16 protein-coding genes are annotated in these 23,618 nt (G+C 49.5%); 5 read left to right on the top strand and 11 right to left on the bottom strand.

From position 1 onward, the window contains the following. Positions 1-36 precede the first annotated feature (36 nt). The 7 genes from FSU_RS15970 to FSU_RS13285 all read right to left on the bottom strand — a co-directional run bounded on the left by FSU_RS15970 (position 37) and on the right by FSU_RS13285 (position 10,155). Entirely contained in the window at positions 37-882 is an 846-nt protein-coding gene (locus FSU_RS15970) for a helix-turn-helix domain-containing protein (RefSeq protein ID WP_015732243.1), read from the bottom strand. 126 nt (positions 883-1,008) lie between these two features. Next, complete coding sequence (locus tag FSU_RS13310) at positions 1,009-2,490, bottom strand: DUF3943 domain-containing protein (RefSeq protein ID WP_014546897.1); 1,482 nt, start codon at positions 2,488-2,490, stop codon at positions 1,009-1,011. Between the two features lie 109 nt (positions 2,491-2,599). After that, positions 2,600-3,535 (bottom strand): UDP-glucuronic acid decarboxylase family protein, encoded by a 936-nt coding sequence (locus FSU_RS13305; protein WP_014546896.1) that lies wholly within the window; start codon positions 3,533-3,535, stop codon positions 2,600-2,602. A gap of 143 nt (positions 3,536-3,678) precedes the next feature. Next, positions 3,679-4,542: a carboxylating nicotinate-nucleotide diphosphorylase gene (gene nadC / locus FSU_RS13300; protein ID WP_014546895.1), complete on the bottom strand. Its 864-nt coding sequence runs from the start codon at positions 4,540-4,542 to the stop codon at positions 3,679-3,681. A gap of 44 nt (positions 4,543-4,586) precedes the next feature. Beyond that, a complete protein-coding gene (locus tag FSU_RS13295; protein ID WP_157747957.1) occupies positions 4,587-6,020 on the bottom strand; it encodes a sugar transferase in 1,434 nt (477 codons plus the stop codon). Positions 6,021-6,051: 31 nt separating this feature from the next. Continuing rightward, on the bottom strand, positions 6,052-7,341 hold the full coding sequence (locus tag FSU_RS13290; RefSeq protein ID WP_014546893.1) for a homoserine dehydrogenase: 1,290 nt from the start codon (positions 7,339-7,341) through the stop codon (positions 6,052-6,054). Positions 7,342-7,386: 45 nt separating this feature from the next. Continuing rightward, a complete protein-coding gene (locus FSU_RS13285; protein ID WP_014546892.1) occupies positions 7,387-10,155 on the bottom strand; it encodes a TIGR02171 family lipoprotein in 2,769 nt (922 codons plus the stop codon). A gap of 117 nt (positions 10,156-10,272) precedes the next feature. Here FSU_RS13285 and FSU_RS13280 point away from each other — a divergent pair, with 117 nt between their 5' ends. Both FSU_RS13280 and FSU_RS13275 read left to right on the top strand, forming a co-directional pair. Further along, on the top strand, positions 10,273-11,445 hold the full coding sequence (locus tag FSU_RS13280; RefSeq protein ID WP_014546891.1) for a sugar transferase: 1,173 nt from the start codon (positions 10,273-10,275) through the stop codon (positions 11,443-11,445). 237 nt (positions 11,446-11,682) lie between these two features. Further along, the gene (locus FSU_RS13275; protein ID WP_014546890.1) at positions 11,683-13,827 is read left to right on the top strand and encodes a glycoside hydrolase; all 2,145 of its coding nucleotides are present in this window, start codon (positions 11,683-11,685) and stop codon (positions 13,825-13,827) included. A 212-nt stretch (positions 13,828-14,039) separates the two neighbouring features. Here the strand turns inward: FSU_RS13275 and FSU_RS13270 are convergent, their stop codons facing one another. The 4 genes from FSU_RS13270 to der all read right to left on the bottom strand — a co-directional run bounded on the left by FSU_RS13270 (position 14,040) and on the right by der (position 19,731). Continuing rightward, positions 14,040-16,028 carry an FISUMP domain-containing protein gene (locus tag FSU_RS13270; RefSeq protein ID WP_014546889.1) on the bottom strand — a complete coding sequence of 663 codons (1,989 nt, stop codon included), beginning with the start codon at positions 16,026-16,028 and terminating at the stop codon, positions 14,040-14,042. Positions 16,029-16,493: 465 nt separating this feature from the next. Continuing rightward, on the bottom strand, positions 16,494-17,525 hold the full coding sequence (locus FSU_RS13265; RefSeq protein ID WP_014546887.1) for an NAD(P)H-dependent glycerol-3-phosphate dehydrogenase: 1,032 nt from the start codon (positions 17,523-17,525) through the stop codon (positions 16,494-16,496). 204 nt (positions 17,526-17,729) lie between these two features. Further along, entirely contained in the window at positions 17,730-18,356 is a 627-nt protein-coding gene (gene plsY, locus FSU_RS13260; RefSeq protein WP_049858427.1) for a glycerol-3-phosphate 1-O-acyltransferase PlsY, read from the bottom strand. Continuing rightward, the gene (gene der / locus FSU_RS13255) at positions 18,304-19,731 is read right to left on the bottom strand and encodes a ribosome biogenesis GTPase Der (RefSeq protein ID WP_014546886.1); all 1,428 of its coding nucleotides are present in this window, start codon (positions 19,729-19,731) and stop codon (positions 18,304-18,306) included. Before der ends, plsY begins: the two co-directional genes overlap by 53 nt. A 294-nt stretch (positions 19,732-20,025) precedes the next feature. Here der and aroE point away from each other — a divergent pair, with 294 nt between their 5' ends. From aroE to FSU_RS13240, 3 genes are read left to right on the top strand one after another with little or no spacing between them, the layout of a single operon-like run. After that, complete coding sequence (aroE, locus tag FSU_RS13250; protein WP_014546885.1) at positions 20,026-20,943, top strand: shikimate dehydrogenase; 918 nt, start codon at positions 20,026-20,028, stop codon at positions 20,941-20,943. A 1-nt stretch (position 20,944) separates the two neighbouring features. Beyond that, a complete protein-coding gene (gene aroB, locus FSU_RS13245) occupies positions 20,945-22,567 on the top strand; it encodes a 3-dehydroquinate synthase (protein WP_014546884.1) in 1,623 nt (540 codons plus the stop codon). Further along, a complete protein-coding gene (locus FSU_RS13240; RefSeq protein WP_014546883.1) occupies positions 22,568-23,551 on the top strand; it encodes a GDP-mannose 4,6-dehydratase in 984 nt (327 codons plus the stop codon). The last annotated feature ends 67 nt before the right edge of the window (positions 23,552-23,618 follow it).

Genomic DNA, 23,618 nt, shown 5'->3' with positions numbered 1-23,618 from the left:
TCTGTAGCGAGCAGAGCGAGCGTTCTTTCATCTAAATCAATCCGTCGTTTTGCGGTAGGCTTTGGGCGAAACGCCGACGAGGCGCTTGAAGAATTTTCCAAAGAACGAAACATCCGGGAAGTTCAGAATCTTGGAGACCTTCTGGATGTCTCTAGAAGACGAGCGCAACAGCACCTTGGCATCAAGCGCAATATGTTCGTCAATCCAACGCTTGGCATTCTTCCCGGTCTGCTCTTCGGCAACGGCAGAGAGGTACTTCGGCGTGATGCCGAGTTCATCGGCGTAAAACTTCACGGAATGCTGTTCGCGATGATGTTCGACAACGAGGTCTATAAACTGCGCAAATAGCACCTGACCACGACTTTTGACCACATCCGTAGCAATAGGCTCGTCTACAATTCCAATGCACTCATACAAAAGCGCAATCAAATGATTCTTGAGAACCTGCAAACGGCAAGCGTTCGTTTCCGTCGTTTCAAACTTTTTCTTCAAGAATTCAAAGCTTGCATTCAGTTGATCAAACTTAACTTTATCAAGCTGCTGTAAAGGATTTTCACGATAGCGCAAAATGAGCCGCGTATTATCGTCAAAACGAATGATCAATTCATCGATCATGTTCTTGGAGCACGCAATGCACACCGGTTCAAAATCGGCAGAAGCCTTCTTGGCTCGCAGCACCTGTTCCGGGAACACGACGAACAAGGCACCCGCTTCAAGGTGGTAAGTCTTAAGGTCAAGTTCAACGTCCACGGAACCGCGTTTCACCAAGAGGAGCACCGCCGCCTGGACTTTTACATAATTTTCAAGCCCGAATTCCTTGAGGCTGGTGATCATTGCAATCTTATCGGGCAACACGTTTGCTTGACGCAAAAAATTCAGCATCGAAAAATCCGCAGTGCGGATATTCGCATTCTTATGAAAAGGAAGGTCATTCATTATATTGATATCTTAGTAAAATGTTGGTCTCGCGTCAATTCCTTAGACGAAAGACTAGAGGTTATAGTTTTTTTAGAACAGTTTATAGCTGAAGTACAGGGTGTATGCAAAGACGCCGCGGCTCATGGGTTCAAAGAATTCGGAGGAGTAAGCGGCAACCTTAGCATAAGTGTCAAAACGACCGCCCATAGCAATTTTATCCGTCAAATCGTATTCTGCCGAGGTGTAGTTCATCAACAACATGTCCCAGCCATCGGCGCCATAGTGCGGTAGCGAACCTGGAATCGTATGCAGCGCATCGACAATCGTCTTGTTATTGAAGCGGAACTTTTTCCCAATCGAGATTTCAATCCCCAACACATACTTTGCACCCATATTGTACTGGTAATTGTCCATATCCGATTCATATTCCGGATGCACTTCACGAATCAAGTCATCGTAGCCCATGTCCGTCGTACCAAGCAAGATGAAGTAAATCTGGTGGTACATGCGGAAACGTAACGAAGGCAAAAGCCAAAGCGAAAAGTCAATGCCCGTACCGACAGAGATTGTGCCGACAGTCGCGAAGTCTCCATAGAACGTGCAATAGTCGAGATACGTCGCAAAATCCACCCAATGTCCACGCCCATGAACACCGGCATTCGTGAGCTTGCCAGTCACATCAAGTTGGAAAAGAGTCCCATCTGGGCCGACTTCACCGCGAGTGAGTAAAGTGAAATAATCAAACGGACGCTTGACCTTCCGGAACGGCTTGCCGTATTCAATTTCAGCACCGTACATGACATGTTTATCATCCCAACGTTGATCCAAGTCATCCTCATTGCGGCCACCATAGCGATAGATGTTTCCGAAATGAGAGCCTGTACCCAAGAAAATGGACAGATCCATCGGAGTGTTGCCCGTAATGACATCGCGGTTACCGAACATTTTCCTTTGCAAGTAAGCGGAATGCGCCATCCCAAATGCACCGACCTGATTGTACCAGGCAGATTCATCAACGCCATAAAGTTTTCGTGAAAGCCTGTAGAGGACTTCGCCATAGACGGCGCCTCCAATTGAGGTCGCAATCAAGTCGTTAATGGATGGGTATTCTGTCTCGGCAAACATTTCCCACGTGTAGCTTCCAAGCGCAGTAAACAACAGACTTCCATAAAATCCATAGCCCGCGCCACGAGCAAAGTTGTAATAAGTCGCGCCCTGATACGGATGCCCATAAAAGTTAATCGCCCAATGATTGTGGTCCCATTCCCAGCCTTCCTTAAAATTGCGTTTCCAGTAACTCGGCCCTGTACGCGCATAACCTTTGTCCAAAACATAACGGTCCCACGCCCAGATAAATCCATTGAACCCAAAGACTTCGCCTAAGACGATAAGCGGAGAAACTTCTTTGGGCTTTTCTAGAGCATTGATGTCAACCGTGTCTTCAAACGTCGTATTCGTTACTGTGTAAGCGACATTGATAGAATCTTCAGAAATAGTTTGGTCAGAAAATAAGGGAGCGCTCAAAGCGGCTACAGACAAAAACAATAGCGATGACAACAACTTGCGAAGCATTTTACCCTCTCTTTTTCGTCAAAGCTAAAACTTTATCGAAAAATTTAAAGAGGAGTCTTGACGACTCCCCTAAAGTAGAGAATGAACGACAAATATTTAAGATAAATGGTTACTTTGACTTGAGCAAGTTATCAAAGTAGACGATAGTCTTTTCAAGCCCCTGACGAAGCGGGATTGTCGGTTCCCACTTGAGAGCGCTCTTGGCAAGCGTGATGTCCGGACGGCGCATCTTCGGGTCATCGCCCGGGAGCGGCTTGTAGACAATCTTGCTCTTGGAACCCGTGAGTTCAAGCACTTCCTTCGCAAGTTCAAGCATCGTGAATTCACCAGGATTGCCGATGTTGACCGGTCCGATAATCTTATCCTGGTTCATCATGCGGACAAAGCCTTCAATGAGGTCGTCCACGTAGCAAAAGCTGCGGGTCTGGCTGCCGTCGCCGTAGATGGTGAGGTCTTCGCCATTGAGCGCCTGGACGATGAAGTTTGAAACAACGCGGCCGTCGTTCGGGAGCATGCGCGGGCCGTACGTATTAAAAATGCGGACAATGCGGATGTCAACCTTGTTCTGGCGGTGGTAATCCATGAAGAGCGTTTCAGCGACGCGCTTGCCTTCGTCATAGCAGCTGCGGATGCCGATGGGGTTCACATTTCCCCAGTAGTCTTCGGTCTGCGGATGCACTGCCGGGTCGCCATAGACTTCGCTTGTAGAAGCCTGCAAGATGCGGGCTTTAACGCGCTTTGCAAGGCCGAGCATGTTGATGGCGCCCATGACACTCGTCTTGATGGTCTTTACCGGATTGAACTGGTAATGAATCGGGCTTGCAGGGCATGCCAAGTTGAAAATGCGGTCCACTTCCAAAAGAATCGGTTCGGTCACATCGTGACGGATGAGTTCAAAATTGCGGTTGTCACGCAGGTGGGCTACGTTAGCCATACGGCCTGTGAAGTAATTGTCCAGGCAAATGACCTCGTGTCCGTCATTCAAAAGTCTTTCGCAAAGGTGACTTCCTAAGAATCCAGCACCACCAGTAACTAAACAACGCATAAAAACTCCCATAAAGCGTCAAGATGTAAGAAATATAGTAAAGGAGAATAATAAAGGAGATGCCCGCTCGGTGGCGGGCATGACAATTCTGCTGTAAGCATGACAGCTAGATGGCGGGGCAATCCCGCCATGACAAATTCAAATTAAATTCTCATCGAGATGTCAAGGGCTTTGACGCTGTGCGTGAGAGCACCGACAGAGATGAAGTCAAGACCGAGCGTTGCAATCTGCTTCGCACGTTCGAGCGTCATGTTGCCAGAACCTTCCACGAGGCACTTGTCGCCGCTTTCCTTGATAATCTTCAAAGCTTCGGCCATCATTTCGTTGCTCATGTTGTCGAGCATAATGACGTCAACGCCCTTATTGAGGAGAGCGCGGAGCTGGTCAAAATTTTCAACTTCCATTTCAACCATCAAGCCCTGCTTGTTGTTCTTCTTGACGACTTCGAGAGCTTCGAGCACGCCACCAGCAGCTGCAATGTGATTGTCCTTCACGAGCACCATATCAAAGAGGCCCATGCGGTGATTGGAACCACCACCGACGCGAACGGCGTACTTCTGCAAAGTGCGGAAACCCGGAATCGTCTTGCGGGTGTCGAGAACCTTGGTCTTACCGCCCTTCAAGGCTTCCTGGAACGTGTGAGCAACCGTTGCCACACCAGAGAGCTGCTGGATGAAGTTCAAGAGCGTACGTTCGCCCGTCAAAAGTTCATGAGTCGTGCCATCAAGTTCGGCAATCAGGTCGCCTTTCTTCACGACGTCACCATCATTCTTGTGGAGCGTCACCTTGGCGTTTGCCTTGAGTTCCTGGAACACGAGTTCAATAATCGGGAGGCCGGCGAGCACGCCATCTTCTTTGGCGATGAGGCGGGCATGCTGTTTCTGGTCCGCGGGGATGGTCCATTCACTGGTCACGTCGCCCGTGCGAACGTCTTCCGCCAATGCGAGGCGGATCATGGTCAAAGCATCTTCGGTTGGGAATACTGGAGTAGAATTATCGCCGTACATGATTAGTAATTAGTGGTTAGTGGTTGGTGATTAGTAGGCAGTTGCTATTGAGCACCCTTGCCTGTCAGCACAACATAAACGGTTCGTACGAGAATCTGGAAATCCAAAAGCAAGCTCATATTCTCGTAATAGTACATGTCGTACTGGAGCTTGATCTGCACATCTTCAATGCTCGTATCGTAGTGGTGGCAAACCTGAGCCCAGCCAGTGAGGCCCGGTTTCATCTTGAGGCGGCTGATGTAGAACGGGATCTGTTCACGGAGTTTGCCAATAAACACGGCGCGTTCCGGACGCGGCCCCACCATGCTCATATCGCCTTTCAAAACACAAAGAATCTGCGGAAGTTCATCAATACGGGTCTTGCGCAAAAAACGGCCTATTCGCGTGATGCGCGGGTCCTTCTTGGTCGCCCACTGAGCTCCAAACTTTTCGGCATCGGTACGCATCGTGCGGAACTTGTAAACTGTAAACGGCTTGCCATAAAGGCCAATGCGTTCCTGCGAATAGAAAATGGGGCCATGGTCATCGAGCTTAATCGCAATAGCGGCAAACAAACATACCGGGAGCGACAAAAGCCCGAGGAACAAGCCAAAAGCAATATCGATAATGCGCTTGACGCGAACCTGCCAAGGCGGCATCGTAAACGCAAAAAGTTCCTGCAATTCAAAACCGTAAACAAGGTTTGCCTTGAAGCGGCCATTCACGACGCTATAAAGTTCAGGAACAATGTAAATATGGAGCGGGAGTTCGCAAATCCAGACGAGCACGCGCATAATCTCTTGCGGAGACGTACTTTCGTGCGCGATGATAATGCCACTAACCTTGTACTTCTTGACAAGAGCAGGCAAATCGGAATACTTGCCGAGAACCGGAACCTTCGCAAACTTTTTCGGCAAGACCTGGTAGCGTTCATCGACAAAGCCCACAACGCGCTGACCACGAGCCGGAGTCTTCGCCAGATCACGAGCAATCTTTTTACCCGCTTCGGTAGCGCCAAGCACAAGGATATTGTTCGCTCCATAGCCCTTACGGAGCAGAGCACGCAAGAAGATATAGATAAACATGCGGAACAAGCCGACAAGCAAAATGGCAAGTCCGCCATATATAAATATCCACGGGAACCGGGAACCATAGAGATAGCCTTCATTGAGCGGTTGGTTCGTAAAGACCTTCCCCATGAACTCGGCACCGAACAGACAGACAATCACCAAGACCACACCAATGACAACCGCACGGAGAACGCGCAAGACCTGGTGTGTTCTTGATAACAAAAGCCAGGAACGATACAATCCGGCAAAGGCAAACAAGGTTAGCCACCCGATATTCAAGACAAGGCCGTACTGCCAATAGCTATCAAACGTCTTGGTCGGGTCGAACTTGTCTACGATAAGGCCACTATGGAACTGAACCCAAAACGCCAAGGCGAAACAAATCGACAAAGCGGCAAAATCCGAGAGGATTAAGAGAATTCGTTCCATAGTAGTTGCGCGAATCATATACAACCTTTAATTAAGCGAGGAAGCGGATAACCTGGCTCTTCTCAACGATTTCGGAGAGAGAGTTCACGGCATCGACAGCCTTGGAGAGCTTGCTATCGAGAGTCTTTTCCGTAATGACGACGATGGACACCTTGCCCGGGTCGTTCACGTTCTTCTGGATAATCGTTTCGATAGAGATGTTGTTGTCTGCAAGGATCTTCGTAATCTTGGCGAGCACACCGCAAGCGTCACGAGACGTGAAGCGGAGGTAGTAGCGGGCGCTAGTTTCAGAGATAGGAACGAGCGTTGCAGAGTTTTCGACATTGAACCAGCCCATCGGGAGTGCCTTGCGGCTGCCCTGGTCGGTAGAACGAGCGAGGGACACGAGATCAGCCACGACTGCAGATGCGGTCGGGAGGCGGCCAGCACCAGCACCGGTCTGAACCGTTTCGCCGAGGTTGTCGCACTTGAGGTAAACAGCGTTGATAACGCCATTCACGTTAGAGAGCAAGTTCGTGTTCGGGACGAAGCACGGATGGACACGGGCGTCCACGCGGTCGCCGTCGCGGTGGTAGATGCCGAGGAGCTTCACGCAGCAGCCAAGTTCCTTAGCAAATGCGATATCCTGAGCGGTAATCTTGGAAATACCGGTGACGTGGATCTTTTCGAAGTCCACGCGCTTGCCACTGCAAAGGCTAGCAAGGAGGGCGGTCTTGTGGGCGGAGTCGATACCTTCGATATCGAAAGTCGGGTCTGCTTCAGCAAAGCCGAGCTTCTGGGCGTCCTTCAAGACGACGTCGAAGTCGAGACCTTCTTCGGCCATGCGGCTCAAGATGTAGTTGCAAGTACCGTTAATGATGCAGCTCAGGCTTTCGACTGTAGAGCCAACGAAACCTTCCTGGACGCTGCGGATGATAGGAATGCCACCGCCAACAGCAGCTTCGAACAAGACATGCAGGCCCTTCTTTGCGGCGAGCGGGAAAATTTCGTGACCGTACTTGGCGAGGAGAGCCTTGTTAGCCGTCACCACATGCTTACCGCTTTCGAGAGCAGCGAGGATCCACTTGCGCGGCATGTTGTAGCCACCGGCGAGTTCCACGAGCACGTCGATATCGTCGCCAGCAATCATTTCGTCGGCATTGGTCGAGACCTTGTAGCCCTTAGCCTTGTACGGAGCCACTTCTTCTTCGGACTTAGCGCAGATGCAGGAGAGTTCCAGCTCGACACCCAGCTTTTCCTTATATTCGGCAATCTTCTGTTCAAGAATCTGAATGACACCACCACCAACGGTACCCGTGCCAATTAAACCAATACGCAACATATAGCGTCTCCATTTTAAATTTTACGCGCTATAATGTAGAAAAAATCAGTCTAATGTTTTCAACAGGGAATCCAGACGGTGGGTTATTTTCTCGGCACCTGCTCGGCAAAGGTGGTCATCATCGTAATTCATACCATTAAGATAATCGTGTTCACCCATCTTGTGCTGGTCAAAGAACATAAAATTGCTGTACTTTTCAACCATATTCTCAATTCGTTCAAGTATTTTAGGAGCATCGCTATTGCGTAGCCCATACTTTCCGTAAGCATTCACGTTCTTGTAATTCGGATTTAGCGGCATTTCTAAACCAATCACCTTAATATTCTTTTCTTTGGCCTGCTCTATAATTTCAGTCAAGTAACCCAAAGTTTCTTCAAGTCGGACAAGCCCCGTATCAAGCCACGCGACATCCTGTTCTGCATAAACCGACGACCTCCAGTTGCCACAACTATTCAAAGGCATCGCCCCCCGTTCAGTCAGGTTGCCTGCATACGAGGAGACCTTCGGCACTTCATGCGTCATTTCCTTAAGACCTTCGGGAATGCCCGACTTCCAGAAATCGTGATTGGCATCGTAAACATACCCCTTGATATCAGGACTTCTCAGAAAAAAGAAACTATTCTGTTTTGTCAGCCATAGCCTATCAAGCGCGATTTCAATGATAATGTACTTCAGCTTTTTATAATGGGGCAAGACGTAATTCATTGCCATATAATAAGAAGAATGCATACTCCCGTGCGCACTCGCAAGATTGACAACATAAAACTGATCGCTAAACAAGGCTGGAATAACACCATGTTGCGGCCTTGACGAACCCAAAATAACAACATCCGCCGAATCCCAATAGGTCCAGACAAGTTCCATCTTATAACTCCAGTGCGCTTCCTGGAATTCATTGTTTTTCACGTAAAAGCCTGCGCTATCTTCATCAAGTTCAAAATACTGTACCGGTTTATCATTAGAACTTGAAGATTTTCCGTCGGAACTCGAGCCCATAGAACTGCTAGATTCAGAACTGGAACTCGAAACAGAAGAACTGCTGACAGGCTTGCTTGAGCTGCTTGCAACACTAGAGCTAGAAGGAATCACGATCCTTTCGCGAATCCAAAGACTCGGATGCCACAGTTCATCGCCTTCGACAAGATATGTAATAGAGCTATCAGCCAAATGGACTAGGACAATTTTAGAATGCGCCCCGTCCGCATTTGCAAGAGTCGCCACAATATTCTCGTTCACTCGCCCGGTCACCCATTCAGGATGATCAAATGTATAGCCGTCAGGCGCTTTCACATGTTGAATAAGATTTCCGGCACTGTCCGCCACAAAAAGGATTTCATGTACCCGGTACTTGTTGCCAACAAATTTTTCACCCGTTGTACTATGGAAATCGAGAAACGACGTACGCTTGCTAAAATCTCTCGAAAGCGACACATTGCAAGCCTGTTCCCCATTATACCAGACCGTTTCTTTTCCGTTGACCCTAGCCCGGAGAATTTTTGACCCCGTAACAGCAAGCTTACTGTCAACACTCACTCCACCATGGTACGCCCCATCAAACAACTTAGTAGGCTTCCCGAACTTTCCATTTGCAAAAGGGACTTGCCACGTGCTCATGCTCTTGAAAGACTTTTCGCTAGAATTGTTGCCGGTTCCCGTCACATAAGTAATAACGGTATCGCCACTTTCTAAAACATTCCAGCGAGGAATTGCAGCGCTCTCCACATCCAATTTTACAGGTTTGGAATCATTATTATCTAGACTACGGACATAAACCTGGGACTTCCGATCAATCCCCTCGATCCCCGTACAATAAGCAACCATGCTTCCATCCGGTGAGATATCTGGATGATAAGCCGACTCTGTTTTTTTAATTTCAACAATTTCACTGTTATTGTAATAATCAATGTAATTGAGATTTCCTGTAACCTCGTTTTTAAAGACAAGCTTTACTTTAGAAGTTTTTGTGTAATCCCACAGTTTCAGCACTGAAGAAACCACCCTGACAGGGGAATTTACCTTCTTTCCGCCCTGATCAAAAAAAACAGCATCAGGAACTCTGCCAATCGCTAGACGAAAACCAATATTGCCTTCATAAGTCGATGGACTTACAGGATATGTCCCCCCTCTTGAATAAAGGTTCGACGAGCTACCACCCTTGATAATACGTTCATCGGCATCATTTGTACTGGACGCGCCCGCATAATTTGTCACAACTTCATTTTTGAAAACACCTTTGTAGTCATTGACAAACTCCTTCTCTTTTTCAAAGCAATCCAAGCATTTACCTTTTTGCGAAGCCACCTTCACCCATTCCGCTTCGGTCGGAAGCCTAAAACCGCTCCTATCAAGATGGAACGAGAAACCAGCAAGATTCACGCAATGTCCATCTTTATCAAATTCTGCGCTAGAATATTCATAGATGGTATCCAAATCTTCATTTTTACTTTTTTCATTAGCAAAGAGTACAGCATCAAAAAAAGTCACATTGACTACCGGCAAGCTATCCGGGCCACAATCTACGCGATTTTCGACAATCGTTTCATCAATGACCGACTTAAATTCACCACAAGTCACTTTATAGAGGTCCACCCAGTAATCGTAGTCCAACAAGACCTTCATTTCCGGAGATTCGTCTATTTTGGCACCATTCTTATTTGTACCCAATGCAATGGTATCCTTGGACCCCTCAATGAGCAACATTTGCCTTTGCATTCCCGAATATGGCAAAACTTCGGTTGGTGAACTCCCCCCATCCGAATGACAGCCCGCAAATAACGCAGCAAAAAAAAGCGCCCCTAAAAGCTTAAATATCATTTTCTACCTTCTATTGAAAAATCTAATAAAAAAAGTTCGTATTGCAAACATTGATTTACAACACCTAAAAAAAGACCCCCAATTGAAAGCAATCCCCTTTTTTATATATTTAGGCGCATGGAACAGGAAGCAGTAAATCCGACTATCGGTTCAATCCTTAACGAACAAAAACTGAAAAACATCGTTTACCCGGCCAGGCTGTTCAAGGCGCGGTTGAACGAGGAGTTTTTGCGTGCGAACCGCACCCGCAAGCCTTTCCTTTTCATCAAGATTTATTCGCACCAGTACGATGTGCTCGGCTGGGGCCGTCCGTCCAAGATTGTTGAAAATACTTGGAAGATTAGCGTGCTTACGATGTTTTCACATCTGCGCTTTATCGACGTACTGGGCTACCTCTCCGACAACAGCGGTATTGGCATCATCCTTTTGAATTCCGATATGAGCACGCTTGAAGGTATCCGCAAGGAAATCCTCCACAAGCTCAACGACGCAGGGCTCATCCAGGCACTCCGCCACAAGCCGAAAGCTCCTATTTTCCAGGCCTACCTCTACACGGGGTACCAGGAAAAAGACAACCTTGAAATGGACAACAAGCTCAAGGAGTTCAACAGCACAAACGGTAGTTTCTTTACGCTCAACCGTTTGAACCTTTCAGACATCTGGGTACACCCGCACAAGATTCGCTTTAGACACATCATCAAGAGAATGGTTGATATTACCTGCACATCCGTTGCGCTCATCGCTCTATCGCCTGTCCTCTTGTTCTGCGCCCTCGCCGTCAAGATTAGCGACCCGAAGGGACCGATTATCTTCAAGCAGACCCGAGTCGGCAAGAACGGCGCATTATTTACGATGTACAAGTTCCGCAGTATGTACGTTGATGCAGAAGAACGCAAAAAGGAACTGATGGCCCAGAACGAAACGGGCGGAAAGACGTTCAAGATGAAGAACGACCCGCGTATTTATCCGTTCGGCCACATCCTCCGCAAATTCAGCCTCGACGAACTGCCGCAGCTCATCAACATTCTCAAGGGCGAAATGTCCATTGTCGGACCGCGCCCGCCCATTCCGTCCGAAGTGGCAGAATACGAACCTTGGCACCGCATGCGCCTTTCCGTGACTCCGGGCCTCACCTGCATTTGGCAGGTCAGTGGCCGTAGCAACATCTCGTTTGAAGGCCAGATGCGCCTGGACAACGACTACATCCGTCGCGATGGAAAGCTCAGCGAAGACATCAAGCTCATCCTCAAGACGTTCAAGGTCGTGTTCAAGGGCGAAGGCGCTTACTAGCGCCTGTGGCGCAGTTAGCAGAGCTTAGTCCGCTCCGCTCTTAGAACTTAGTTATTTTCTTTTAGAGAAAAGAGAGATGTTCTAAGTTCTAAGTTCTAAGTTCTAAGTTCTAAGTTCTAAGTTCTAAGTTCTAAGTTCTAAAATTCTTGAAACTCCTTATTACTTTTAGTATCTTTAACTCTCGGTGTATGGTCGAACCGGTGTAGGGATATATCCGGTGTAATTTAGGAGTGTAAAATGAGAAAATACTTGTCTTTAACGGCTTTGCTCGCCTCTAGCGCACTTGCCGCAAGCGTAACGGTAAACCCCGCCTCCACCGCCCAGAAAGTTACGGGTTTCGGTGGCGCAAGCGTTTACTACCAGAGCTGGATCAAGAACCTCCCCGCAGCAGACCAAGAAGCCCTTTTCGATACCGCATTCACGGGCCTTAACATTTCCCTGCTCCGCGTGGGAAACTGGTACCAGGACGAAGATATCACAAAAATCCAGGACGACATTGACATCGTCAAGGCCGCCAAGACCCGCCTCGGCGACCACATGAAAATCCAGATGTCCAGCTGGTCTGCTCCGGCAAAGCTCAAGCCGAGCGGCAACTTGAACGGTAAAGTGGACGGACAAAAGATCAAGAGCCAGAACACGCTCAAGACCTCGAACAGCGACCCGTATGGCAAATACGTCTACAGTGATTTTGCCAACTGGTGGAAGAAGAGCCTCAAAGCCTACAAGGCCGCAGGCATCTCTCCGGACTACGTTTCTCTCCAGAACGAACCGGACATGGAAGCCGATTATGAAGAAACACTCTTCGAACCAACAGAAACTAACGAAATCGCCGGTTACAAGGAAGCCTTGAACGCCGTCTATGACGCCGTGAAGGGACAAACCAAGTTGATTGGCCCGGAACCACTCGGTATTGGCTACAGCAACTTTGAAAAGTACGCCAAGGAACTCGACGCCAATAAGCTCGATGGCTATTCCTACCACCTTTACCATGCCGGTGACGGAAACGACAACTCCGGCAACAACTACCTTGATCCGGAAAACTTCCGCAAGCCGATGAAGGCCATCGCCGACGTTTACGGCAAGGGCGACAAGCCCATCATCATGACGGAATTCTGCCCGATGCTTGATGAACCGCGCGAAAAGGACATGCTCGGCCTTGCCCAGATCATGCAGATCGGCTTTACCGATGGTCGCCTCTCCGGCTACATTGCCTGGCAGCTTTTCTGGGGTTACCACTCCCAGATGATCGGCGTTTGCCCAGGTGCAGGCTGGGACCTCGACGGCAGTGGCAAGTACGTCTGTGACGATGCCGGCTTCAAGATTTTCCCGGAATACCACGCCATGCGCCACTATTCCAAGTTCGTGAATCCGGGTGCAAGCGTCATTGCCACCGCAACTGACGACGCAAACCTCAAGACGGTCGCCTTCCTCAGCGCAAACGGCGATTCCATCTCGACCATCCTTATCAATACGGGTAGCACCGCCATCCAGCTCGACAACCCGGCCATCGCGGGCTACGGCCTCGTTACCGCCGTGCAGTCCAAGGAAAACGGCCTCAAGAGCAAGAACATCTCTGTTGCAGCATGTACCGTTCTCCCGGCACGTTCCATCACGACTCTCGTTTACAAGAAGGGCGCAGCCGCTTCCACAGTCGCAACATGCAAGGACGAAACAAGCGACTCCAGCTACGTCGAACCGATTATCGTTCCGACAGCAGATGTTGTCATTGTCGATTACACGGCAACAACCGACGTTACGACCTGGCAGGCCATGGATGACAAGCTCTCCGCTGTCACCTACGGCACAACGGCAATCGATGGCATCGCTGGCTACGCAAGCGTTCCGCTCGCCGGCTGCGACCAGTCCGAAGAAACCTGCGGCTACCAGAACCAGCTCTTGAACATCAGCGAAGAAGGCGCCAAGGCACTCGCCTCTTGCTCTAACCTCGTCATCACCATGCGCAGCCAGGGCACTTCTGATGCTTACGTGAACGTGGGCGGTGCTGCAGGCGGCAGCTGGGTCGATTACGAATACGGCAAACTCGCTGCCGGCTCCAAGTGGAGCGAAACCAAGGTTTCTCTCAAGAAAGAAGGCGAAAACGGTTCTACCGCACTCACCTTCAACAGCGAATCTGCCGGCATCTACATTGCAAAGATTGTTGCCACAGGCTGCACAGGCTCCAGCTCCATCAAGATGAACCGCAGAGTTGCCTTCAACGACAGCAAGACGCAAGCCATGATTTTCGACTTGAACGGAAACCTCGTGTGGAAGGGCATCAAGAGCGAAGCGCTCAACGAAAACGGTACCCTCAAGCCGAGCATCCGCCAAGGCGCCTACATCTTGAAGACAAAGAACAACGCACAGCGCGTATTCAAGAAGTAAGTAGAAATCTAGTCAGCTGAATGTGCAGATAGCAATTCGCTAGACGCGTTCGGCAGTCTATATTAGCTAAACGCAATTGACTATAATGCAGAAAGCGGCTCGCGAAAGCGGGCCGCTTTTGTTTCAAGCATTTACGACAACACACGGAAAAAGGCACCTGGTGGAGAGCCAGGTGCCTTGGAGCTGTATTATGTGAGAGTTATTAGTGAATGTTAAGGTTCTAGGCCACCTTCACCGCCTTCGCCGCCTTCAGGTTCATCTTCATTCGGAAGATTTTCAATGCAGCGGATGGTGAATGCGAACACCTTGTTAGAGGTATTAACAACACTTTGGTCTTTTCCAGTAACGAGCAAGTTAACTGCCTGTCTTTCATCTTCTTCAACCGGAGTTTCAGACCAGAAGTATGCGGCTTCATTAGCATCAACAACATCCTTAGTATTGACATTATAGAATCCCAAGAATTCAACATTGAAGTTTACCGTTACATCTTCTGCATCGTCAAGATCCTCAAATCCGTGTTCTGCAGCATTGGCCTTAAGACTGAGAGCGTTGAGTTCATCACTATTCGGCAGTCTCCAGCCATCCGGACAGGCTCCAACAACTTCATCCTTAGGATTAAGTTTAAGAGCAGCGATTGCGTCTTCACTCATAATCTTTCTCACGTCACCATTGCCCATTGCAGCATTCCAAGTATAGTAACGGGTTCCATTCTTTTCGAAGCTTTCGAAGGCATCCTTTTCATATTGGACCTTACCACCAACTTGAACAACAGACCAAAGCGCCGGATCACTACCTTCAGAAGAGTCAATTTGAGGCAGCTTGTATTCAAACGCAAGGTTTTCAGCCATCCATCTGCGACCATCAATGGTCACGAACTTATAGAGACGTTCATCACGAATATCGCAGAACTGCTTTTTCGCGTTATAGACCTTGCTACCGCACTTTTCCGGAGTTTCGATACCACACTCGGTTACACCACTCTGAATGTTACCAAGTTTTGTAAAGAATTCAACCAACTTTTCTTCATTATAGTGAGTAAGCGGCTTTCCAATCAGGTTTCCAAAGAAGCTCTGACTAGAAGAACTCGGGGCAACGGCATCACCTTCTTCTGCACCTTCTTCCGGTTCAGCAACAACCGAGGCCAGACCGATGACATCATAAATATCCTCAAGTTTGGAGGGTTTGTCACAGTATTTATAGATAGAGTCTGTTACGCCATCGTAAGCCTTGCCGCAGTACTCATTCTCGTCGAATTCCTTGCCTCCGCACTTCGGAGTCACGATACCATTCCAGCAGAATTCATCCTTGGTCGTTGCACGATAAGTAACAAATTGAGCAGTTGTCTTTGTTTTGTTGAATTTGAATTCAGAACACAATTCAGCAACAACGCCATCGTTACAGAATTCTCTGTTCACAACGTAAGCCTTGCCTTTGCACAAGTCATAAGTCTTGCCAAGCACGCAGAACTTCTTATCTGGATCAAAGGCGTCTGCACCGCACACAGCCTTGGTAATCTTAATCGGTGTAGCATCACCACAAGTCACAGTAACGATACCGTTTCCGTCATCGGCGCTAATGCAACCTGCAGAGCCCGATGTGCCATCAGAGCCATTGGAGCCATTCCATAGCGTATCGACGATAGAGCCACCACATGCGATCTCGACACCTTTTCGACCATCTTTCGTAACGGTTGTGCCAGAGCAGTTTGTACCATCCTTACCCTGCTTAATTGTAACAGGAGAAGAATTTGGACAGGTAACAGTAACGCTACCATCGTCAGCTGGGGTAGACAAAGAACATGAAACGCCATCGGCACCATTTGTTCCGTTGGTACCATTCTTCAACGTACCCACTTTCGAGCCACCGCAAAGCACATCGTAACCATTAATGTCTTTGTTTTCTTTAACTTCGCAGCTTGCGCCAGTCTTACCGGTATCACCCTTAGCACCAGTAGCACCAGCAATACCTTGCTTACCCGTTGCACCAGTCTTACCATTTAACAAGACGCCAACAGAATCCCCTCCGCAGAGCACCTTGTAGCCGGATTCGTCCTTCAAGGACTTGACTTCGCAGCTTGCGCCATCGGCACCATTAAGGCCATTGACGCCGTTAACACCGTCTTTTCCGTCTTCGCCGGAACAAGCGATGAGACCAAACATGAGTGCGGCACAACCCGCAACACTGAGCTTTGTGTAATGCATAATATGCTCCCTTGTTGATTTTCTCCAATCTTTGTGAAAAACTTTCACAAAACAAAGTTTACATTAATTTTTCGCAAAAGTTAAGTTTTGCTTACAAAAAAAATATTTCAACTTGGAATAAAGTTGCGTTTTTACGCCTAACTTCTTACAAAAAGATTACGTGCTAAAATTGTAAACTTTTTGACATATTTAGCGAAATTTGAGCAAAAACGGCAATTTTAAAAATTCGAGATTTCGGACAAAAGAACAAAATCTGATTTTAATTTTCAAAAGTAAATTTTTGTTTACAAATTGAAATTTTGAAGGATTTTGATGGTTTTTCTGTTTTTTCGGCGAGAAATTATGGATCCCTCGGGCTTTCGCCCTCAGGATGACGGGATAAAAAGACAACCCCGGCACGGTGGCCGGGGTGACAATGTAAAGGTGAATTCCGCTCGTGGCGGAGTATTTGTTAGTTTATTTAAACTAAGCCCAGTTTTCGGCCTTGAGTTCGCGGCCCCAGATTTCCTTGACCACGTCTTCGACCTTGCGGTTTTCGAACAACATCTGATAGACAGCTTCGACAATAGGCATTTCTACGCCAAGCTTCTTGGCGAGAGCACGCGTGCTGCGGCAAGTCGGCACTCCTTCAGCAATCATCTTCATGCCAGCAAGCACCTGGTCGAGCGTTTCACCCTTACCAATGTGTTCGCCCACGTAGCGGTTACGGCTGTGCTGGGAAAGGCACGTCACGATGAGGTCACCCATGCCGGCAAGGCCTGCAAACGTTTCGGGCTTAGCACCGAGAGCCTTGCCCAAGCGGCACATTTCAGCCTGGCCACGCGTAAGGATTGCGGCGCGGGTATTGTCACCAATCTTGAACTTGCCACCCGCTTCAAGGCCATAGAGCACACCAGAAGCAATAGCAATCACGTTCTTCACGGAACCACAGAGTTCCACACCAACGATATCGGTTGAGGTATAGACGCGAAGGTAAGAGCAGCTCATTGCCTGCTGCACAACCTTTGCAGAGTCTTCGTTCACGCAAGCAGCGACAATGGCGGTAAGCACGTGGCGGCTCACTTCTTCAGCATGAGACGGACCACTAAAGGCAACCATCTTGTCTTCGGTCAGCCAAGGGACCTTTTCAAGGATGACTTCGCTCATGAGCTGGTCCGTGCCTTCAAGAATGCCCTTCGTGGCGCAGACAACAATCGGTTCCTTGCCCTTTGCGGGGGTCCAAGAGCCAAGATTTGCAGCAACACCAGCCATGAACTGGGACGGGACAACGATAAGGACCATGTCGCAGCCTTCAAGGGCAGCGTGCATATCGGTCGTGTACTTAAAATCAGCCGGGAAAATAACGCCAGGGAGCTTGTCCTTGTACTGGTGTTCGGTGGAGAGAAGGTCTACTTCTGCTTGGGAATTGGTCCAAAAAGTGAGTTCGTTCTTGTTTTCGTAAACAACTTGACCGAGGGTCAGGCCCCAGCCACCGGTACCTAAAACTGTAACTTTCATGATTTCGTTTCCTTATTAAAAGCTATGAGCACGGTCGCCTACGGCTCCCTTTGAGGTGTGAGCACGCTACGCTTTGGGCTTTTAAATGCGACCTTTTCGCTATAATCTATATAATTTACAGAATATAGACCTAGTATAAAGCGATAAAAAGAGCCTCATACCCCAAAGCGAGCATCGCAAGCGAGCCCATAGCCCACATCCTACTTACTTTTTGCGCTTAGAGCCAAAGCCGTTCTCGGTGCCGTTGAGGAGGCGCTTGATGTTTGACTTGTGCTTCACGATGACGAACACAGCGACAATCACGGCGAGAATCATCTGGCCAAGGTTGATGCTTTCGAAGTAGTATTCCGGGCAGACATAGCCAAAGATGGAAAGTGCGCCGAGAAGTCCGCACCCGAAAATGCTGCCGACAGAGACGTATTTCGTGGTGACCGTGAGGATAATCCAGAGAGCAAATGCGCAAAGGACTGTGAGCGGGGAAATGGCGAGGAACACGCCGAGAGCCGCAAGCACGCCCTTACCACCGCGGAAACCGGCAAAGCAAGTGAAGCTGTGGCCAAGAATCACGAGGAGGCCTGCGACGAGCGGCACCCATGCGCTGTAATCGGCACCGCCAGCGGCGACCTGAGCTTCGCACATCTTTTGAGCGATAAACGGTCCAAAAAAGCCCTTCAAAAGGTCCATGAACACGACCGGGAGAGCAGGTTTCCAGCCGAGCACGCGGAATGTATTCGTGAGGCCCGCATTCTTGGAGCCGTAGTCACGAATATCAAAGTCCTTACCTTTCGCGAGTTTTGCGATCCATATGGCGCTGGGGATCGACCCCAGCAAGTACGCTATTGGAAGACTCAGTAAACTGTTCAAGTTCTTCATCCTTTCTGAGGGTTAACTTTCTATCGAAATTCAGGCGGAGCGGAGCGCCCTGCAACTGGAATTCGTCATAAAACTTTTTGAGCAAGTAGCGCTTGTACGATTCGTCGACAAGTTCCGGCGTGCGGGTTTCGATGTCGATGACCGGCGGTTCCACCATGATCTGGCAGGCGCGGGTAAGCATGACGACACGACCGTTGTGGCTCGGAGGAGCCTTTTCTTGCAAGAAGTTCGCAAAGCTTTCGGCAACGCGGTCACGGCCAAGCACACGACGGCAGTTGGCATAGACGGTCTGGATAGCCTGAATCACGCGGCCCACGCGCTGGCCTTCCTTGGCACTGATCGAGAGAATCGGTACAAATTCAAGCATCGGTTCGCGTTCGAGGAGTTCCTTGACCATGTGATCGAAGGACTTGTCGTTCTTGTTCGGGAGGATATCCCACTTGTTCAGCACAACGACAAGGCCCTTACCGGCCTTGCGGATTTCCGTGATGATGCGGTAGTCCTGGATTTCCATGCCGCGCGTGCAATCGACGACGAGCACAGACAAATCAGAACGACGGATGCTTTCGAGCGTACGCATGTTGCTGAAGACTTCCACTTCGTCTTCGACGCGAGCCTTTTTGCGAAGGCCAGCGGTATCGGTAACGACAAACTTTTGTCCGTCAACGACAAAGTCACAGTCAATGGAGTCGCGGGTCGTACCCGGGATGTCGGAGACCACAGCGCGGTCTTCGTTCAACAGGCGGTTGAGGAGCGTACTCTTGCCTGCGTTCGGGCGGCCAAGAATGGCAAAACGCACCGGGCGTTCTTCGCGGCGTTCGCCACGCACCGGAGTCGGGAGCACGGAGACCACTTCGTCCAAAAGCGAGAGGCAAGCGTAGCCGGTCAAGGCACTAACAGTACGCGGCTGACCAAAGCCGAGTTTGAGGAATTCGTAGCTTTCCTGACGATCGCCCTGCAATTCGCTCTTGTTCGCGACGAGGATGACCTTCTTGTCAAGCTTGCGGATAAGGCGCGCAAACTGCTGGTCAAGCTTGGTGATGCCCACGCGGATATCGACCATGAAGAGCACGAGGTCGGCTTCGTTCACGGCGTTAAAAATCTGGGCGCGGACGCTGTCCGCCAAGACGTCAATAGAATCATCGGGCAAGAATCCACCCGTATCGACGACTGTAAATTCGTGACCCTTGTAAATCGCATTCTGGTAATGACGGTCGCGGGTAACACCATCGCGGTCGCTCACCACGGCGGCACGGCGGCCAAGAATGCGGTTGAAGAGGGAGGACTTTCCGACGTTCGGACGTCCAATTATGCAAACGATAGGTAATTTCATCGAGCACAAATATAGAAATTGTGTCTAGGGGGCGTTTAGAGGAGAGAACGCCGCTATGCGGCTACAGACGAAAGACGAGAGCTTTCAAAATCGTTACTATACAAGAAGGAGATTCCCGCTCGGAGGCGGGAATGACAGGTTCCGGCGGGAAAGCCTCTTCCTACCGTCTACTTCCTACTGCCTACTAACCACTGTTAATTTCTTATTGCATAATTTTTTATCTAGAATAATATATCTTTGTAGTGTATTATTTAGAGTTTTTCCCCACAGGTGGGAAGGACATACGAGGTTACTTTGGCTTCCATAAACGGAAAGACGGAAACTCTTTGCATTTTCGGGCATCCGGTTGCTCACAGCAAATCGCCCGCTATGCACAACGCCCTTTTTGACGCCCTTGGCATCAATGCGGCATATCTCCCCTACGCACCCGAACCAGAAAATTTCGCCCAAGCGATTCAAGGCTTCAAGGCGATGAAGTTCCATGGTGCAAACGTCACCATCCCCTACAAGACGGAATTCTTCAATGCAGACGGAACTGCCCGCCTAGTAGATGAACTTTCGGAAATTTCGAAGTTCACCGGCAGCGTGAACACGCTGTACTGGAAGGACGGCATTGTCGGCGGGACTCTCTGCGGAACGACGACGGATCCTTATGGTTGCGTGCGAAATCTCGAAGAGAATGGCGTAAGTCCGTCTAACAAGAAGATTGCACTCCTCGGAAACGGTGGCGCCGCCCAGTCGATTGCGTTTACACTTGTGGAACAAAAAAACGAGCTTACTATAGTTTGCCGTTCAAAGGAAAAAGGCGAAGCTCTCGCAAGTTCTTTGAACAAGTTTTTCCAGTCCAGCAAAGCTGGCGACAAGAATTTCAAGACCGTTCAGGTCACGACGTTTGGAGAATTTGCAAGTATTTCTGCAAACTTCAACATCATCATCAACGCCACGTCTGTCGGCATGAGCCCGAACGTTGACGCTTCCCCCATTACAGACGAATGCCTGCACAATGGTCTGGTTGTCTGCGACATTGTCTACACGCCGCCTCACACCAAGCTTTTGCAGATGGCAGAAGCTAAAGGTTGCAAGATTGTAACTGGCGAAGGCATGCTCGTACACCAAGGCCTCGAAAGCTTTAAAAAGTGGTTCCCGAAGGAAACCGAAAACAAAACAAACGAAGAACTTACCGCGATTATGCGCAAAGGAATGCAGGGCTAAAATGAAGAAGCATCTATACTTTACCGGATTCATGGCCAGCGGCAAGAGCCGTACAGGTCGCGCCCTTGCAGACCGCCTCGGACGCCCGTTCGTTGATACAGACAACGTCATTGTAGAACGCGCCGGCAAATCCATTAGCGAAATTTTTGAGCAAGAAGGCGAAGCCGCGTTCCGCAAGATGGAACGCGACGTAATTGCCGAAATTGCACAGAGCGAAAAGCCTCTCGTCGTTTCTCTTGGCGGTGGCGCTCTCACGCAAGCCGAAAACTTGAAGGTCATCCGCGAAAACGGAACGATTATCCGCTTGTGGGCAAAGCCCGAAGTGCTTTCGGAACGCATTGGCCGCAAGAACACGCGACCGCTCCTCGCAAACCTTTCGGATGAAGAACGTCTTGAAAAAATCAAGCAGATGCTGAAAGACCGCGAAAAGAATTACGCCAACGCAGACTTTAGCGTCGAAAGCACGAACGACTATTCCGAAACGCACGTCACGGAACGCATCATGCACATGCTCAAGTTCTGGGAAAGCCATGCGCTTGACGTGCACCCGAGCGAAGGCGGTCGCTACCCGATTTTCATCGGCAAGAACATTGTGCCGGATGCAGCCATTATGCTTGAAGGCTTACGTCTTGCCCCGACTTATGAATTCTTGATTTGCACGGACACGACGATTGCCAAGGAACAGAACACGAAGCTTTCGGAACTCCGCGGTCAGGCAGGTCGTTGCCCGATTTTCAAGTTCCAGGCAGGCGAAGGCCACAAGACGCTCCACAACTTGAACCAGCTTTACAGCTTTATGTTGCACCGCGGTTATACCCGCAAGAGCTGCCTTTTGCAGTTCAGCGGTGGCGTCGTAGGTGACATGGCAGGCTTTGGCGCCGCCACGTACCAGCGCGGCATTCCGTTTGTGCAGTTCCCGACAACGCTCTTGTCGATGGTCGACAGTTCCGTTGGCGGTAAGGTTGCCGTGAACCATGCCGAAGGCAAGAACATGATTGGCGCATTCTACCAGCCGAAAGCGGTTGTCTGCGACATTTCTGTGCTGAACACGCTCCCCCCAACCGAATACCTTGCGGGTCTTGCCGAAATCGTCAAGTACGGCGTGATTTACGATGAAGAATTCTTCACCTACCTTGAAAATAATGTCGAAAAGATCAAGGCTCACGACTTTGACGTGTTGAAGCACATGATTTTCCGCAGCTGCCAAATCAAGGCCGAAGTGGTCGGCATCGACGAAAAAGAAGCAGGCCTCCGCGCCATCCTCAATTACGGCCACACATTCGGACATGCTATTGAAAAGCTCACGCATTACGAGCTTTACAGCCACGGTATCGCCGTTTCTTTGGGCATGAGAGTCGCCGCACGCGCTGCAGTGCTCCTCGGAAAGCTTTCGAAGGAAGACGAACAGCGCCAAAACAAGTTGCTCGACGATCTCGGATTCCCGAAGACATACAACACGGATGTCGAAGCGGCTTGGGCTGCAATGGCTGTCGACAAGAAGGCCGAAAAAGGCACTAGAGTTTATATTTTGCCTACAAAGATCGGAAAGGTCGAAAAAGTTTGTAATATTGATAAGGGTATTATTGCAGATGCCTGGAAAGCCATCCAGGCAAGTGAGGTTTAGATGAGCATATTGGTTACCGGGGGAACGGGATCACTTGGGTACAGTATTCTATCTAACTTAAGCGGCACCAATCACGAGCTGTACAGCTTCAGTGATGAACTTCCGCAGCCGTGGCAAAAGGTCGAAGGAGTACAGTACCTGACCGGTGATTTGCTAGACTTCAGGAATGTGCTGGAAATGATTCAGAAAGTTTCACCGACGCACATTTACCATTTGGCTAGCCAATCCTCTGTGGGGCTCAGCTACAAGAAGCCTTACGAAACGCTCAACATCAACTTGTTGGGTACGCAGACGCTCCTTGAAGCGGTGCGACAGGTTGTGCCGAAGGCAAAAGTCTTGCTCCTCAGCAGTAGCGAAATCTACGGTCGAACAGAACAGCAACTGACTTACCTGCACAAGGAAACGGACCCTCCTAACCCGCTCACTCCGTATGCCACGTCCAAGGCATGCATGGAAATTCTCGGGAACCAGTTCCGCAATGCAAACGGTTTGCACATCGTGTTTGCACGCCCGTTCCATTTTACGGGCCCGCATCACAGCCGCCGCTTTGTAATCCCATCCATCGCCTACCAGCTGGTGAAGATAAAGTATTACGGCGCGGAACCGGTCATTTACTCGGGAAGCCTCGACGTAAGCCGTGACGTGGTTGACGTTCGTGACGTTGCCCGCGCCGCCATCCAGATTTTGAATACCGCCGAATCCGGCGAAGCATTCAACATTTGCTGTGGAAAGTCCTACACGTTCCGCGAACTCGTGGAAATGCTCGTGGACATCTCCGGCGTGAGCGTAGACTTCAGATTTGATCCGGGTTACGACCGTTGCAACGACATTCCGCTCCTAATTGGCGACCCCACCAAGATCATGAATCTCGGCTGGAAACCCATGATTTGCATGGAAGACTGCCTCTCGGATTTGTTCAACGAAATGGTCGTCCGCCGTCGCGTAGAACTCAAGATGGGCATGGGCCGCGACTTGCGCCTGTAACTTGTTCCGATTATCGGCAGTTCATTCCATAATAACCGCCGTTCAGCGAATTTCTAGAATGAAGCTG

The organism is Fibrobacter succinogenes subsp. succinogenes S85, from assembly GCF_000146505.1.
Classification (GTDB): domain Bacteria; phylum Fibrobacterota; class Fibrobacteria; order Fibrobacterales; family Fibrobacteraceae; genus Fibrobacter; species Fibrobacter succinogenes.
The sequence above is the reverse complement of the archived record's forward strand: the minus strand, read 5'-3'. Positions and strand labels throughout refer to the sequence as shown.

Excerpts from the sequence above, each read along its gene's own strand:
- FSU_RS15970 (WP_015732243.1), bottom strand. The coding sequence starts at position 882 with ATGCTGAATTTTTTGCGTCAAGCAAACGTGTTGCCCGATAAGATTGCA.
- FSU_RS13310 (WP_014546897.1), bottom strand. The coding sequence starts at position 2,490 with ATGCTTCGCAAGTTGTTGTCATCGCTATTGTTTTTGTCTGTAGCCGCT.
- FSU_RS13305 (WP_014546896.1), bottom strand. The coding sequence starts at position 3,535 with ATGCGTTGTTTAGTTACTGGTGGTGCTGGATTCTTAGGAAGTCACCTT.
- nadC (WP_014546895.1), bottom strand. The coding sequence starts at position 4,542 with ATGTACGGCGATAATTCTACTCCAGTATTCCCAACCGAAGATGCTTTG.
- FSU_RS13295 (WP_157747957.1), bottom strand. The coding sequence starts at position 6,020 with ATGGAACGAATTCTCTTAATCCTCTCGGATTTTGCCGCTTTGTCGATT.
- FSU_RS13290 (WP_014546893.1), bottom strand. The coding sequence starts at position 7,341 with ATGTTGCGTATTGGTTTAATTGGCACGGGTACCGTTGGTGGTGGTGTC.
- FSU_RS13285 (WP_014546892.1), bottom strand. The coding sequence starts at position 10,155 with ATGATATTTAAGCTTTTAGGGGCGCTTTTTTTTGCTGCGTTATTTGCG.
- FSU_RS13280 (WP_014546891.1), top strand. The coding sequence starts at position 10,273 with ATGGAACAGGAAGCAGTAAATCCGACTATCGGTTCAATCCTTAACGAA.
- FSU_RS13275 (WP_014546890.1), top strand. The coding sequence starts at position 11,683 with ATGAGAAAATACTTGTCTTTAACGGCTTTGCTCGCCTCTAGCGCACTT.
- FSU_RS13270 (WP_014546889.1), bottom strand. The coding sequence starts at position 16,028 with ATGCATTACACAAAGCTCAGTGTTGCGGGTTGTGCCGCACTCATGTTT.
- FSU_RS13265 (WP_014546887.1), bottom strand. The coding sequence starts at position 17,525 with ATGAAAGTTACAGTTTTAGGTACCGGTGGCTGGGGCCTGACCCTCGGT.
- der (WP_014546886.1), bottom strand. The coding sequence starts at position 19,731 with ATGAAATTACCTATCGTTTGCATAATTGGACGTCCGAACGTCGGAAAG.
- aroB (WP_014546884.1), top strand. The coding sequence starts at position 20,945 with ATGAAGAAGCATCTATACTTTACCGGATTCATGGCCAGCGGCAAGAGC.
- FSU_RS13240 (WP_014546883.1), top strand. The coding sequence starts at position 22,568 with ATGAGCATATTGGTTACCGGGGGAACGGGATCACTTGGGTACAGTATT.